Source organism: Methylobacterium oryzihabitans, from assembly GCF_004004555.2.
GTDB lineage: Bacteria > Pseudomonadota > Alphaproteobacteria > Rhizobiales > Beijerinckiaceae > Methylobacterium > Methylobacterium oryzihabitans.
On record NZ_SACP01000010.1, the window covers coordinates 48,322 to 61,411 of the forward strand.

General features: G+C 70.9%; 11 protein-coding genes. 4 read left to right on the top strand and 7 right to left on the bottom strand.

Translation table 11 applies throughout. The features are described from left to right. Positions 1–77 precede the first annotated feature (77 nt). Positions 78–734 (top strand): peroxidase-related enzyme, encoded by a 657-nt coding sequence (locus EOE48_RS11745; protein ID WP_127729156.1) that lies wholly within the window; start codon positions 78–80, stop codon positions 732–734. Between the two features lie 6 nt (positions 735–740). On the opposite strand, the gene EOE48_RS11750 is transcribed toward EOE48_RS11745, so the two are convergent. Then, entirely contained in the window at positions 741–1,046 is a 306-nt protein-coding gene (locus tag EOE48_RS11750) for a hypothetical protein (protein WP_127729158.1), read from the bottom strand. 433 nt (positions 1,047–1,479) lie between these two features. Here EOE48_RS11750 and EOE48_RS11755 point away from each other — a divergent pair, with 433 nt between their 5' ends. Both EOE48_RS11755 and EOE48_RS11760 read left to right on the top strand, forming a co-directional pair. Further along, positions 1,480–2,361: a hypothetical protein gene (locus tag EOE48_RS11755; RefSeq protein WP_246154186.1), complete on the top strand. Its 882-nt coding sequence runs from the start codon at positions 1,480–1,482 to the stop codon at positions 2,359–2,361. Positions 2,362–2,462: 101 nt separating this feature from the next. Continuing rightward, the gene (locus EOE48_RS11760) at positions 2,463–2,879 is read left to right on the top strand and encodes a hypothetical protein (protein WP_127729160.1); all 417 of its coding nucleotides are present in this window, start codon (positions 2,463–2,465) and stop codon (positions 2,877–2,879) included. 61 nt (positions 2,880–2,940) lie between these two features. Here the strand turns inward: EOE48_RS11760 and rsmA are convergent, their stop codons facing one another. Genes rsmA through lptF form a run of 5 tightly spaced genes read right to left on the bottom strand, consistent with a single transcriptional unit; the run spans position 2,941 to position 9,706 of the window. Next, positions 2,941–3,774, bottom strand: a complete 834-nt coding sequence (gene rsmA, locus EOE48_RS11765) for a 16S rRNA (adenine(1518)-N(6)/adenine(1519)-N(6))-dimethyltransferase RsmA (protein ID WP_127729162.1) — start codon at positions 3,772–3,774, stop codon at positions 2,941–2,943. Next, positions 3,771–4,775: a 4-hydroxythreonine-4-phosphate dehydrogenase PdxA gene (pdxA, locus tag EOE48_RS11770; RefSeq protein ID WP_127729164.1), complete on the bottom strand. Its 1,005-nt coding sequence runs from the start codon at positions 4,773–4,775 to the stop codon at positions 3,771–3,773. The genes rsmA and pdxA overlap by 4 nt, the downstream gene beginning before the upstream one ends. Before the next feature lie 13 nt (positions 4,776–4,788). Then, positions 4,789–7,407: an LPS-assembly protein LptD gene (locus EOE48_RS11775; protein WP_425463653.1), complete on the bottom strand. Its 2,619-nt coding sequence runs from the start codon at positions 7,405–7,407 to the stop codon at positions 4,789–4,791. Between the two features lie 41 nt (positions 7,408–7,448). Next, positions 7,449–8,537 (bottom strand): LPS export ABC transporter permease LptG, encoded by a 1,089-nt coding sequence (lptG, locus tag EOE48_RS11780; RefSeq protein WP_127729168.1) that lies wholly within the window; start codon positions 8,535–8,537, stop codon positions 7,449–7,451. Positions 8,538–8,539: 2 nt separating this feature from the next. Continuing rightward, on the bottom strand, positions 8,540–9,706 hold the full coding sequence (lptF, locus tag EOE48_RS11785; RefSeq protein ID WP_127729169.1) for an LPS export ABC transporter permease LptF: 1,167 nt from the start codon (positions 9,704–9,706) through the stop codon (positions 8,540–8,542). A gap of 215 nt (positions 9,707–9,921) precedes the next feature. Between lptF and prfB the strand changes: the two genes are divergently transcribed. Then, a protein-coding gene (prfB, locus tag EOE48_RS11790; RefSeq protein ID WP_127729171.1) for a peptide chain release factor 2 occupies positions 9,922–11,050 on the top strand; the annotation gives its coding sequence in 2 pieces (ribosomal slippage) (positions 9,922–9,990 and positions 9,992–11,050; 1,128 coding nt in all). Positions 11,051–11,318: 268 nt separating this feature from the next. On the opposite strand, the gene glgA is transcribed toward prfB, so the two are convergent. Beyond that, positions 11,319–12,863, bottom strand: a complete 1,545-nt coding sequence (gene glgA, locus EOE48_RS11795) for a glycogen synthase GlgA (RefSeq protein ID WP_127729173.1) — start codon at positions 12,861–12,863, stop codon at positions 11,319–11,321. Positions 12,864–13,090: the final 227 nt, after the last annotated feature.

The following is a 13,090-nucleotide window of genomic DNA, read 5'->3' on the forward strand; positions in this document are numbered from 1 at the left end:
GCTGCCGCCGGGCCGCAAGCCTCGCCTGCGGCGGGTCGCCGCCCTATAGCTGCGGTCGAACCACGGGGAGGATCGCCATGGCGGGCGCCGGGAAGAAGAACAGGGAGACGAAGCCGGTGGGGGAGACCCCGCGGGTCCAGGAGGCGGACGGGCCGGTGATGGCGCTGGACCTGCCGCCCACCGCCGACCTGCCGCCGGACATGCAGGCGTATTTCGACAAGTGCCGCGAGAAGATCGGCTTCGTGCCGAACGTGCTCCTCGCCTACGCCCACGACGGCGCCAAGCTCGCGGCCTTCGCGGCGTTCTACAACGACCTGATGCTGGCGCCGTCGGGTCTGTCGAAGCTGGAGCGCGAGATGATCGCGGTGGCGGTGTCGAGCGTGAACCGCTGCTACTATTGCCTCACCGCGCACGGCGCGGCGGTCCGGAGCCTGTCGGGCGACCCGGTTCTCGGCGAGCTGATGGCGATGAACTACCGCGCCGCCGATCTGTCGCCGAGGCACCGGGCGATGCTCGATTTCGCGGTCGCGCTGAGCGAGGCGCCGTGGACGATCGAGGAGGAGGACCGTGCGACCCTGCGCGACGTCGGCTTCACCGACCGCGACATCTGGGACATCTCGGCGGTGGCGAGCTTCTTCAACATGTCGAACCGCATGGCCTCCGCCGTCGACATGCGCCCCAACCGCTCCTACCACGGCGACGTCCGAACCCTGCCGGACCTGCCGAAACCCTGATCGGGGTCAGGCGACGCCGCGCTGGCGGTCGGGCGCAGCCGACTCGTCGGTCGCGGGGGCGACCTCCGGGATGCGCCGGCCCTCGGCCGCGAGGCCGCGCAGGATCGCCACCATCTCGTCGGTGCTGCGGTCGTGGTCGCCCTCCGCCCGCCCGGCCTCGCCGCGCCGGTGGTACAGGGCGAACGCCGCCGCCGCCGCACAGGCGCTGCCGCCGAGCGGCGCGCCGACCACCGCGAGCAGCGGTCCCTGCGAGAACAACAGGGCTCCCGTGGCCAGTCCGCCGCCGATGGCCGTTGCCAGGATCGAGAACATCCGCACCTCCATCTGTGCGCCGCACAATGCCACAACTCGGATCCTTGTAATCCTCATTGCGATGCAAGGGTGAGCGACCGGTGAACGGGAACACTCAAATCAACGCGAGCTTTTCCGCGATGTTCCGCCGACGGGTCACCACACGTCCGACGACGACCGCGACCTTGGCCAGGATACCGTGACATCTTGGACCGGTGGTGAAGACATGCTTTCTTTTTAGGCGAGCGGTCGTCCGGGCGGATGACCATGTGGGGTCCAACGTGCTGCGCCGGCGCCGTCCTGACGATCGCGAGGGGATCGCGGTCATCCTTCGGTAACCCTGTCGGGAAAAGGCGGGGGACAAGCGCGTCCGCCGACACCGGATCCTACGCGCGACGCGGAATCCTGGCCCGGTCGCGGCCCCGTCGGGCCGCCCGGCGCCACGGAGGACCGCATGGTCGGGCTGAGAGCCGAGTTCGACGACGGGGCGCTGACCCGGGCGGGGCGACGCCTCGCCGGGGATCTCGGCCCGGCCGAGCCGCTGCTGCCGCGGGAACTGCCGCGGCGGCGGCCCGCGTCGCGCGCGCGGCCCGTCGCCCGCACTCTCGGCGCCACCGCGATGATCGCGCTCCTGAGCCTGCTCGCCCGGGAGCAGCGCGGGGCGGTCGCCGAAGGTCCGGCCGCGGCCGCGGATCCCGCACTCGCCGAGCGGGTCGCCGCGACCCCGGCCTGGCTGCCCGCGGCGGCCGACCGCTACCGGCTCGCCGAGGCGCCGGCCGCCCGCGCCGCCTCCCGCTCGCGGGGCGACGGCGGGCGCGAGGACCGGCTCGCCGCGGGCGATTTCGCGTCGATCGACACCCCGTATCTCGACCTCGGCGTGAGCGAAGGCGGCGAGGAGCCGGTCACCACCCTGTACGTGTCGCTGGTGCGCCGGGCGGCGGAGACCGAGGGGCTCGCCGTCACCCGCTCGGGCGAGCGCGGGCAGGTCGCCACCCGGTTCGGCATGGCCGAAACCCTCGACGCGACGCTCGCCGACGCGGGCACGCGCCGGGCCTGCACCGCGTTCCGGCTCGGCGGGCCGTTCCGGGTCGAGGGCTGGCTGTGCGCGCCACTCGGCCTGCTGCCGGAGGCGCAGGCGGTCGCTTGCGCCATCGACCGGCTGCAGGCGGCGCCGGGGGTGATCCTGCCGGCCGCCGCCGCGGCGGCGCTGGCGCAGCCGCGCCTGCCGGCCTGCGCGCCGCCGGAGCCCGCCACCACCGCCAGCACAGCCCCGGGCAAGCGTCGCGCCCGACACAATGCGGCAGGTTTGCGGCAATCCGCACAAGCGTCGCCTTAAACCGGGAACTCTAGCTTCGCTGGTACGTCTTATCCACACAGGGCGCCGAAAGTTTTAACGAATGCGGCGCTAGCGTGTCCTCACTGCAACAAAGGTGCGTCATGCGCTTCAGCCACTTCGCCCTGCTCGGGCTTCTCTCCGTCACGACGCTCGGCGCCGGCACCACCGCGTCGGAAGCGCAGGACAGCTACCTGATCCGCCAGTCCCGCGGCGGCCAGTCCCTCGCCATCCGGGTCCGTCCGCGGAGCTGGCTCGATGCGGGCAACGTGGTCGAGGCCAATTCGGGTGCGACCGGCAACCCGGCCACCAACCCGCACTTCATCACCGCCTCGTACCTCAACTCGCCGCCCTACATCAGCAACCGCGAGCGCTGGGGCGGCGCCGGCATCCTGCCCGATCCGATCACCAACGGCCCGTTCATCGGCGCCCGCCGCACCGCCGTCACCGTCGACCTGTCGGGCATCGACTGCATCGACCCGACCTCGGTCATGGCCCGTCGCGGCGCCTGCGCCTACTGAGCACGAGCCGCACAAACCGGAAGGGGCCCCTCGTGGGGCCCTTTTTCGTTGCGGGGCCGACCTACAGCGCCCGCGCCATCGCGACGAAGCCGGCGACCGGCACCTCCTCGGCGCGGGCGGTCTCGGGAATCCCCGCCGCGTCGAGCAGGCGGGCCGGCTCGGGCGTGACGCCCTTGAGGCTCTGGCGCAGCATCTTGCGGCGCTGGCCGAAGGCGGCGCCGGTGACCGCCTCCAGGGCACGCACCGGGCAGGCCAGCGGCTCGCGCCGCGGCACCAGCCGCACGACGCTGGACGTCACCTTCGGGGGCGGCACGAAGGCCGAGGGCGGCACGTCGAACAGGATGTCGGCCTGCGTGCGCCAGCCGCACAGCACGCCGAGGCGGCCGTAATTGGCGCGGTCGCCCTCGTCGGCGACGATGCGCTCGGCGACCTCGCGCTGGAACATCAGCGTCAGCGAGTCCCACCACGGCGGCCAGACCTCGCTGGCGAGCCAGCCGGTGAGGAGCGCGGTGCCGACGTTGTAGGGCAGGTTGGCGACGATCCGCGCCGGCCCGTCGCCGATCAGCGGCCGGGGATCGAACGCGAGGGCGTCGGCCTCCACCACCTCCAGCCGCCCGGGATAATGCGCGGCGATCTCGGCGAGCGCCGGCAGCGCCCGCGGGTCGCGCTCGACCGCGACGACGCGGGCGGCGCCGTGCATCAGCAGCGCGCGGGTGAGGCCGCCGGGGCCCGGCCCGACCTCGACCACCGTCACGCCGTCGAGGGGGCCGGCCGCCCGGGCGATCCGCCCGGTGAGGTTGAGGTCGAACAGGAAGTTCTGGCCGAGCGCCTTGCGCGGCATCAGGTCGTGGGCGCGCACGACCTCGCGCAGGGGCGGCAAGCCGTCGGCGCTCATCGGGCGGAGAGCCGGCCGGCGAGCCGCAGGGCGGCGACGAGGCTGTCGGGCTTGGCGACGCCCTGCGCAGCGATGTCGAAGGCGGTGCCGTGGTCGGGCGAGGTGCGCAGGAACGGCAGCCCGAGGGTGACGTTGACGCCGTCGTCGAAGGCCAGCGTCTTGATCGGGATCAGCGCCTGATCGTGGGTCGGCGCCAGGGCGACGTCGTAGGTCGCGCGCGCCCGGGCATGGAATAGCGTGTCGGCGGAGAGCGGGCCGCGGATGTCGATGCCCTCGCGCCGCAGGCTCTCGACGGCCGGCGCCAGCACGTCGCGGTCCTCGGTGCCGATGCTGCCCGCCTCGCCGGCATGGGGGTTGAGGCCGGCGAGCACCAGCCGCGGCGCGGCGATTCCGAACCGCACCCGCATGTCCCGGTCGACGATGCGGGCCGTCTCGATCACGAGGTCGGCGGTGAGCAGGTCCGGCACCGCGCGCAGCGGCACGTGGATCGTCACCGGCACCACCGCCAGGGTCTGCGACCACAGCAGCATCACCGGCCGCGGCGGCGCCTCGCCCGGTGCGGCAGCGAGGGCCGCCAGAAACTCGGTGTGGCCCGGATGGGCGAAGCCCGCGTCGTAGAGGACGTGCTTGGCGATCGGGCAGGTGACGAGCGCGGCGCAGCGCCCGGCCCGGACGAGGGCGACCGCCTCCTCGATCGAGGCGAGGATGGCCGGCGCGTTGGCGGGATCGGGCCGGCCGGCCTGCGCCCGCAGCGGCAGGCCGCGGGCAAGCGGCCTCACCAGTAGCGCGCGGTCGAACCCGGCCGCCGCCTCCTCCGGTTCGCCGACGACCACCGGCACGTCGAGGCCGAGCCGCCGCGCCGTCGCGGCGAGGAAATCCGGGTCGCCGAGGATCAGGAACGGCGTCAGCCCGGCCTCGCGCCGGGCGATCCAGGCCCGGAGCGCGATTTCCGGGCCGATCCCGGCCGGGTCGCCGAGGGTGAGTGCGAGCACGGCCGTCATGTCCCGCCTTTCGTCACCGCGCGGTGGCGATGCCGTCCGCCGTGGTGGTGCTGCTGATGTTCTGGCGCAGGTTGGCCTCGCCGAGGGTGCGCAGTTCCAACCGCAGCAGCAGGGTCTGGTTGCGCTCGCGCAGGCCCGACGCGGTCTCGATCGGCGACGAGATGTAGTTGATCGAGACGGTGGTGCACTCGTCGCGGTAGCCGAAGCCGACGCCGGTCGAGGACGGATACCACTTGGTCGGGTGGCTGTAGACCGGGGCGCTGCCGACCGGGTTGAGGAAGTAGGCGTCGGCCGCCGCCGCGTAGGTCTCGCGCACCTGGAGATAGTGCGACAGGTCGAACAGCACCGAGCCCGACACGAACCAGTTCGGGGTGATGTTGTAGGTCGCCGCCGCCTGGATGCCCTCGCGGCGGCGGTCGAAGCCGAGTTCGGGCTGGGACTCGTAGCGGGCGTAGAGCACCGAGGCCTCGAGCGGCAGGAACGGCGCGAACTTGGCGTTGATGCCGCTCTCGAACCGCTTCAGCCCGAAGGTGCCCTGGTCGAAGCGGGCGCGGGTGATGAAGCTGATGTTGCGGTTGGGCGAGATCTGGAAGCGGCCGACATAGTCGGACTCGTCGGTCTCCAAGCCCGAGTTGCGGCCGGTGTTGGAGATGTCGCCGCGGCGGAACGAGTTGACGCCGGCGATGGCGAAGGACTGGCCCGCCATGGCGTTCATGTAGAAGCCGCTGGCGGTGGTGACCGAGTACTCGGCGCCGATATTGGCGCGCACGCCGCCCTCGACCCGGTCCCAGCCGGAGAACTTGTCCCAGGCGAACAGCGAGGTGTCGTCGAAGACGAGGCTCTGAGCGTCCTCGTTCGGCAGCCGGCCGACCCGCGTCTCGCTCGGCCGGGCGATGACCTGGATCACCGGCGACACCGTGTGGACGCCGAGCGGGCCGAAATCGGCCACCAGGGGATAGCGGTATTCGAGCCCGACCGCCGGCATCACCCGGCCCGAGAAGTCGGTGTCGGGCGAGAACAGGCTGTTGATCTCGCGGTTCTGGAACTCCGACCGGTTCGGGTCGACGTAGAACATGTCGCCGCGCAGGTAGGCGAAGGGCTGCCAGACCTGTCCGAACTCGTCGATGAAGTCGCGTCGCCACGACACCTGGGCGCTGGCGCGGGTGTTGACGCCGGCCAGCCCCCGCACGATGCACCGGTCGCGCTCGAACACCGTGCAGGTGCCGTAGAGCGGATAGTTGACCCCGTTGAGGCTCGGGCTGAGCAGGTAGGTGCGGGTGCTCGGGATCTCCTGGAACTGCGTCGCCTCGCGGGTCAGGCTGGTGATGTTGGCCTGGAACCGCACCTCGCCGCCGAGCGGCGCCGGCCCGTTGATGCGCTTGTCGTAGTCGATGACCGGCGCGACGATCGGCTGCTGCTTCTGCCAGTCGTAGGTCGACAGGCCCTTGAAGTAGTAACCCCGCGCCTCGAACCACGAGCGGTCGCCCTGGCCGATCAGGTAGGCGGTCGAGACCGCCTCGCGGAAGTAGTCGACCGTGATCGCCTGGTTGCGGATCCGGTAGTTGTCGAGGAACCACTTGTCGGTGACGCCGACGACGTCCCAGCCGGCGCGCCAGTTCGGGCTGAGGAAGAACTGGCCCGAGGATTCGACCGAACCGCGGAAGTCGCGGTTGCCGGGTCCGAGCGGGCTGGTGAGGAAGGCGCTCGGCGTGGTCTGGAAGATGCCGCTCAGGCGCAGGTTGTAGAAGCCGTTGGCCAGCCGCTGGCGCCACTCGGCCTGCCCGAGCACGCCCTGCTTCGACAGGAAGGTCGGCTCGACGGTGAGGTCGTAGTCGGGCGCGATGTTCCAGAAGAACGGCGTGCCGATGCCCTGCCCGAGCACGCCGGACGACACGAAGTGCGGCGCCAGGAAGCCGGTCTCGCGGCGGATCGACGGATCCGCCGTGTAGAAATACGGCATGTAGGCGACCGGGACGCCGGCGATCTCGAGGGTCGAATCCTCGTAGTAGATCCGGTGTTCCTCGTTGTTGTGGATGATCCGCGCCGACTTCACCTGCCACAGGGGCGGGCGCTCGGGGTCGGTCTTGCACGGCTCGCAGGCGGTGTAGGTGCCGTACTCGAAGGTCGTGGTCTCGCCGGCGACGCGCTCGGCCCGCGGGGCCGAGAACCGCACCTTGGCGACCCGGCCGCGCTGCTCGATCGTCTGCTGGACGCGCAGGGAATCGATGAAGCCGCTCTTGAAGTCGTCGGTCAGCTCCATCCGGTCGCCGGTGACGACCGAGCCGGTCTCGTCGGTGAGGCGCACGTTGCCCTCGGCGAAGACCCGCCCGGTGTTGCGGTCGTAGCGGACGCGGTCGGCGAGCAGGGTGCGGGGGCCGTAATGCAGCTCGGCATTGCCGACCGCCGAGACCGTGTTGCGGTCGTTGTCGTAGACGAGTTCCTTGGCCTCGACGATCAGGCGCTCGCTCTCGCCGGGCTTCGCCTTCGCGGCGGCCAGGGCAGGAACGTTCTGCGCCAGCGCCGTGCCGGACCCGACCACGCCGGTCAGCCCCGCCGCGGTCGCGGCGGTCATCAGCATCGTCAGGGACCTTCTGGCCGCGGAATCCGCCGCCCTACGCACGACTCGACTCATCCCTGCACCCGTTGCCGCCACGCCGGCCCGGAGACGCGGCATCAGCCGTCCTCCAGGTAGAGAAGCGTGAGCGTACCGAGCAGACTCCCTACCACGGCGGGGAACCATGCCGCCACCGGAGTCGCGACGAGTCCGGCGGCGCCGAGCCCTTCCATGACCTGGCGTGCCACATAAAGCACGAACCCGGCGGTGACTCCGCCGAGCACCATCTTGCCGACACCACCAAAGCGGAAGAACCTTAACGAAACCGACGCCGCCACCAGCACCATGGCGAGGAACAGCAGCGGGCGGGCCATCAGCACGTCGTATTGCAGGCGGTAGCGCGTCGAATCGAGCCCGGCCCGCTCGGTGCGGGCGATGATGTCGTCGAGCTGCCAGAACGGCACCGAATCCGGCGGGGTGAAACGGCGGCGGATCTGGGCCGGCTCCAGGGTCGAGGCGACGAGGTAGGTGTCGTAGGTCTCGGGCTGGGCGTCCTTGGCAAGCACCCGGACGTTCTGCAACTCCCAGTAGCCGTCGTGCAGCACCGCCCGGTCGGCCTCCAGCCGCTCGGTGAAGGCGCCGGCCTCGTCGAAGGCGAAGACCGTGACGCCCGAGAGGGTGGTGGTGCCCTCGATCGCGGTGTCGGCCCGGATGATCGCCTGCCCGTCGAGGCTGCGCTGGCGCAGCCACAATTCCTTGTCGGTTGCCGACTTGCCGGTGCGGGCGAAGATCTTGGCCTCGATCTCGGTCGAGAGCTGCTTCAGGTGGGCCGAGACCGGGTTGTAGACCCCGACCGTGAACAGGCCGATGCCGAGGGCCACGAAGGCGCCGGGCTGGAGGAACTGCCAGGCCGAGATGCCGGCGGCGCGGGCGACCACCAGTTCGAGCTTGCGGCTGAGCTGGAGCAGGGCGGCCATCGCCCCGAACAGGATCGCGAAGGGCAGCACCTGCTCGGCCACCGCCGGGGTGCGGAACAGCGCGAGCCGCGCCATCGCGGCGGCCGAGGCGCCGGGCGCGTCGCCGGCCCGGCGCATCAGCTCGACGAAGTCGAGGGTGTAGACCAGGGCGAAGACGGTGAGGAACACGCCGAGGATCATGCGCAGGAAGCGCAGGGCGAGGTAGCGCCCGAGGGTCGCGCCGATCAGCATCGTCAGTTCGCCCGCACCGCGCGCCGCGGCAGCGCGGCGGCGAGCGCCCGGCCGCGCGCCGCGACCCGGGCGTTGAACGCCCGCACCCGGCCGCCCTGGAACGCCACGAGGAGCGACAGGCCGATCGCCAGCAGCGGCGCGCCGTAGACCGCCGCGACCGCTCCGGGGCTGCGCACCGCGGCGCTCGACGCCGCGAAGCCGGCGATGCGCAGGCCGACCACCGCCAGGATCGCGCCGGCCATCGCGAGGCCGCGGCCCTGGCGCGTGGTGCGCGGGTCGCCGAGCGCCGCGAAGGCGATCAGCCCGAGGGCGACCGGATAGAGCCACGACGACAGCCGGTCGTGCAGCTCGGCGCGGAAACGGCCCTTGGTCAGCTTGTAGTAGGCGTCGTTGGGGTTGGGGAACAGCAGTTGCAGCGTCGAGCGCTCCCGCGGCTTGTAGACCACCTCGGCGTCCGGCGGCGTGAAGGCGGCGAGGTCGACGGCGTAGCGCTCGAAGGTGATGATCGAGGCGTCGCGGGTGCCGGGCTGCTGGCGGTGGACGCTTCCCTTCTCCAGCACGAGGTAGGTCTGGCCGTCGAGGTCGACCGCCTGCCCGCGCTCGGCGAGGTAGGTCACGGTGCGCCCCGCCTCGCGCCGGTCCTGCATGAAGATGCCGAGCAGGGCGCCGTTGGGCGCGCGCTCGCGGAAATGGAACGTGATGCCGTTGTCGAGGCTGGTGAACTGCCCCTCCTTGACCACGTTGGCGATGAAGTCGCCCCGCACCCGGGTCAGCAGGTCGCGCAGTTCCTGGAAGCTCGACGGCATCACCTGGATGGTGAGGAAGCCGACCGCGGCGCTGACCACGAGGGCGAGGGTGAGGAACGGCCGCATCAGGTGGCGCGGCGACATGCCGGCGGCGCTCATCACGATCAGCTCGGAATCGCCGTTGAGCTTGTTGAGCGCGTAGACCACCGCGATGAACAGCGCGATCGGGGCGATCACCGTGACGAGGGTGGGCAGCGACAGGCCGGTGATCAGCAGGAAGATCAGCAGCGTCTGGCCCTTGGCGGTGATGAGGTCGAGCTCGCGCAGGGCCTGGGTGACCCAGATCACGCCGGTGAGGCCGATCAGGCAGGACAGGAACGCTCCCAGGGCGATCCTGAAGATGTAACGCTCGATCTGCTTCATCGGCCGCCGCGGTCGGGCCCCCTTCCGCTGCGCCTCCTTACGGCCTCGGTCGGCGTCGGCACAAGCGCAGCGGATCCTCAGGCACCCGGAAACCGGCGTTTTGCGGGCATTGTCCCCACGGCGCTGGAGGCCGGCTGGGCGCGCGCGCTCCGTTTACACCCGGCGGCGGCGGGGCTATCAAGCCGGCCACCCTCTGAACGAGCGAACCACACCAGATGCGCGCCGAGATCGAGCAACTCTCGGATGCCGCCAAGCAGTCGATCGGACTGCTGAGGAGGCATCTTTGACTGGGATACCGTCGACAAGCGTCTCGCGGAGCTGAACGCCGCGTCCGAGAACCCCGACCTCTGGAACGACCCGGAGGCGGCCCAGAAGGTCATGCGCGACCGCACCCAGCTCGAGGAGGCGGTCACATCGATCCGCCGCCTGGAGCAGGAGCTGGACGACGCCGCGACCCTGATCGAACTCGGCGAACTCGAAGGCGACGCCGCCACGATCCAGGAGGGCGAGGCGGCGATCCGCACCGTCCAGGCCGAGGCCGCGCGCCGGCAGATCGAGACCCTGCTATCGGGCGAGGCCGACGGCAACGACACCTATATCGAGGTCCATGCCGGCGCCGGCGGCACCGAGAGCCAGGACTGGGCCAACATGCTCCAGCGCATGTATGCCCGCTGGGCCGAGCGCCGGAAGTACAAGGTCGACATCGTCGAGTGGTCGGACGGCGAGGAGGCGGGCATCAAGGGCGCCACGCTCCTCATCAAGGGCCACAACGCCTATGGCTGGCTGAAGACCGAGTCGGGCGTGCATCGCCTCGTGCGGATCTCGCCCTACGATTCCAACGCGCGCCGGCACACCAGCTTCGCGAGCGTCTGGGTCTACCCGGTGATCGACGACCGGATCACGATCGAGATCAAGGAATCGGACTGCCGGATCGACACCTACCGGTCCTCGGGCGCCGGCGGCCAGCACGTCAACACCACCGACTCGGCGGTGCGCATCACCCACAACCCGACCGGGATCGTGGTGGCGTGCCAGCAGGAGCGGTCGCAGCACAAGAATCGGGCCACCGCCTGGAACATGCTGCGGGCGCGGCTCTACGAGCTGGAGCTGAAGAAGCGCGAGGAGAAGGCCAACGCCGAGGCCGCGTCGAAGACCGACATCGGCTGGGGGCACCAGATCCGCTCCTACGTGCTGCAGCCCTACCAACTGGTGAAGGACCTGCGCACCGGCGCGCAATCGACCAGCCCCGACGACGTGCTCGACGGCGAACTCGATCCGTTCATGGAGGCGTCGCTGGCGCAACGGGTCTATGGCGGCAGCGAGGCGGTCGAGGACATCGACTGACCGGCTGGCTTCGGACGCCGGAGTGATGCCACCGCTTTCCTGACGCTCTCCCCTCTGCGGGGGAGGGTGCCCGGCGGAGGCCGGGCGGGTCGGGACGAAGTCCCGCACGGGACGAAGTCCCGCAAGAGGGGAGCGCGACGGTGATCCAGGGTGCGCCCGTCGCCGCTGTCGCGACCTTTCCGGAAGCGTGGCTCCCCTCTCGGCGGGACTTCGTCCCGCTTCGCTCGCCATCCTCCCCCGCAGAGGGAAGGTGGTTTGAGCGCGCCTTTTAAGCCGCGCGCACCCGCACGGTATCCCCGCCGTTGCCGATCGTGCGGGTGTACAGGCTGGCGTAGTTCAGCGCCGCCTGATCCCAGCCGAAGGCGCGCGACATCGCGGTGCGGCGCATCGCGTTGAGGCGGCGCTTGGAGCCGAAGGCGTCGAGGGCGCGGCGGACCGCGCCGGTGAGGCCGCGCAGGCTCGCCTCGCCAAACAGGAAGCCGGTGACGCCGTCCTCGACCGTGTCGGCGAGGCCGCCGGTGCGGTGGGCGATCGGCAGCGAGCCGAAGCGCTGGGCGTACATCTGCGACAGGCCGCAGGGCTCGAAGCGCGACGGCATCAGCAGGAAGTCGCTGCCGGCGAACATCCGGTGGGCGTCGGTCTCGTCGAAGCCGATGCGCACGCCGACCGAGCCGGCATGGCGCCGGGCGAGGTCCGTGAAGGCCGATTCGAACCGCCCCTCGCCCTGGCCGGTGACGACGATCTGCCCGCCCTCGGCGACGATCGATTCCGCCGCCGCGAGGGTGAGGTCGACGCCCTTCTGGTGGACGAGGCGCGACACGATGGCGAAGAGCGGGCCGCGGGAGATGCCGAGGCCGAAGCGCTGGCGCACCGCGTCGGCGTTGGCACGCTTGCCCTTCCAGTCGTCGGGCTCGAACGGGGTGGCGAGGTGCGGGTCGGTGCGCGGGTCCCAGATCTCGTCGATGCCGTTGAGGATGCCGGCGAGCCGGCCCTGATGCGCGCGGGTGCGCAGCAAGCCGTCGAGGCCGCAGCCGAATTCCGGCGTGGTGATCTCGTGGGCGTAGGTCTGGCTCACCGTGGTGACGTGCGAGGCGTAGAACAGGCCGGCCTTGAGGAAGGACAGCTTGCCGTAGAACTCCACGCCGTCGATCTGGAACGCGCTTTCCGGCACGCCGAGGCGGCCGAGATTCTCCCACGGGAACAATCCCTGGTAGGCGAGGTTGTGCACCGTGAGGATGCTCGGCACGCGCAGGTTGCGCCACGCCAGGAAGGCCGGCGCCAGGGCGGTCTGCCAGTCGTTGAGATGCAGCAGGTCGGCGCGCCAGTCGGGATCGACCCCGAGGGCGAGTTCGGCGGCGGCGAGGCTGAGACGGCCGAAACGGATGTCGTTGTCGGCGAAGTCGCCCGATTGGTCGCCGTAGGGCGAGCCGCCGCGGTCGTAGAGATCCGGGTTCAGGAGGATGTAGACCGGCAGGCCGTCGGCGGTCTCGACGAGGCCGATGTCGCAGGGCGGGATGCCGTCCTGGCCGGGCGCCTGCGCGACCACCGGTATGTCGTCGAACTGCTCGGTGACCTGTCGGTAGCCGGGGATCAGGATGCGGACGTCGAAGTGCTGGCGCAGCGCCCGCGGCAAGGACGCCGACACCTCGCCGAGGCCGCCGGTCTTGAGAAAATCCGCCATCTCGGGCGTCGCGAACAGCACCTTCGGCTTCAGCGAGCGCCGCACCGCCTCGGCGGGCTGGAATCGTCGGGGGCTTTCGGTAACGGCGGTCGGTTCATGGGGCAGCGATCGGACCGACGCCGGAACATTCATGGTCAAGCCCCTCGTCCGCGCGCTCGCGATCGGCAGGACCGACGGCGCTGCGGTTTGCATCTGAGCCGTCAACGCGTGATCCCCCGATCGGTTCCGGTGCGGTGCACAATAACCGGGCGTTTTCAAATAACAAGTAAAATTCGCAGCTTAAGCTTCAGGGATATTCAAGAATGCTGCAACGCCGCGCTTAATCCAAGTTGTTGCGGGCGACCGCCGGAATCGCCGGC

Coding starts and splice junctions, on each gene's coding strand:
- EOE48_RS11745 (WP_127729156.1), top strand. CDS start 78: ATGGCGGGCGCCGGGAAGAAGAACAGGGAGACGAAGCCGGTGGGGGAG.
- EOE48_RS11750 (WP_127729158.1), bottom strand. CDS start 1,046: ATGTTCTCGATCCTGGCAACGGCCATCGGCGGCGGACTGGCCACGGGA.
- EOE48_RS11755 (WP_246154186.1), top strand. CDS start 1,480: ATGGTCGGGCTGAGAGCCGAGTTCGACGACGGGGCGCTGACCCGGGCG.
- EOE48_RS11760 (WP_127729160.1), top strand. CDS start 2,463: ATGCGCTTCAGCCACTTCGCCCTGCTCGGGCTTCTCTCCGTCACGACG.
- rsmA (WP_127729162.1), bottom strand. CDS start 3,774: ATGAGCGCCGACGGCTTGCCGCCCCTGCGCGAGGTCGTGCGCGCCCAC.
- pdxA (WP_127729164.1), bottom strand. CDS start 4,775: ATGACGGCCGTGCTCGCACTCACCCTCGGCGACCCGGCCGGGATCGGC.
- EOE48_RS11775 (WP_425463653.1), bottom strand. CDS start 7,407: ATGAGTCGAGTCGTGCGTAGGGCGGCGGATTCCGCGGCCAGAAGGTCC.
- lptG (WP_127729168.1), bottom strand. CDS start 8,537: ATGCTGATCGGCGCGACCCTCGGGCGCTACCTCGCCCTGCGCTTCCTG.
- lptF (WP_127729169.1), bottom strand. CDS start 9,706: ATGAAGCAGATCGAGCGTTACATCTTCAGGATCGCCCTGGGAGCGTTC.
- glgA (WP_127729173.1), bottom strand. CDS start 12,863: ATGAATGTTCCGGCGTCGGTCCGATCGCTGCCCCATGAACCGACCGCC.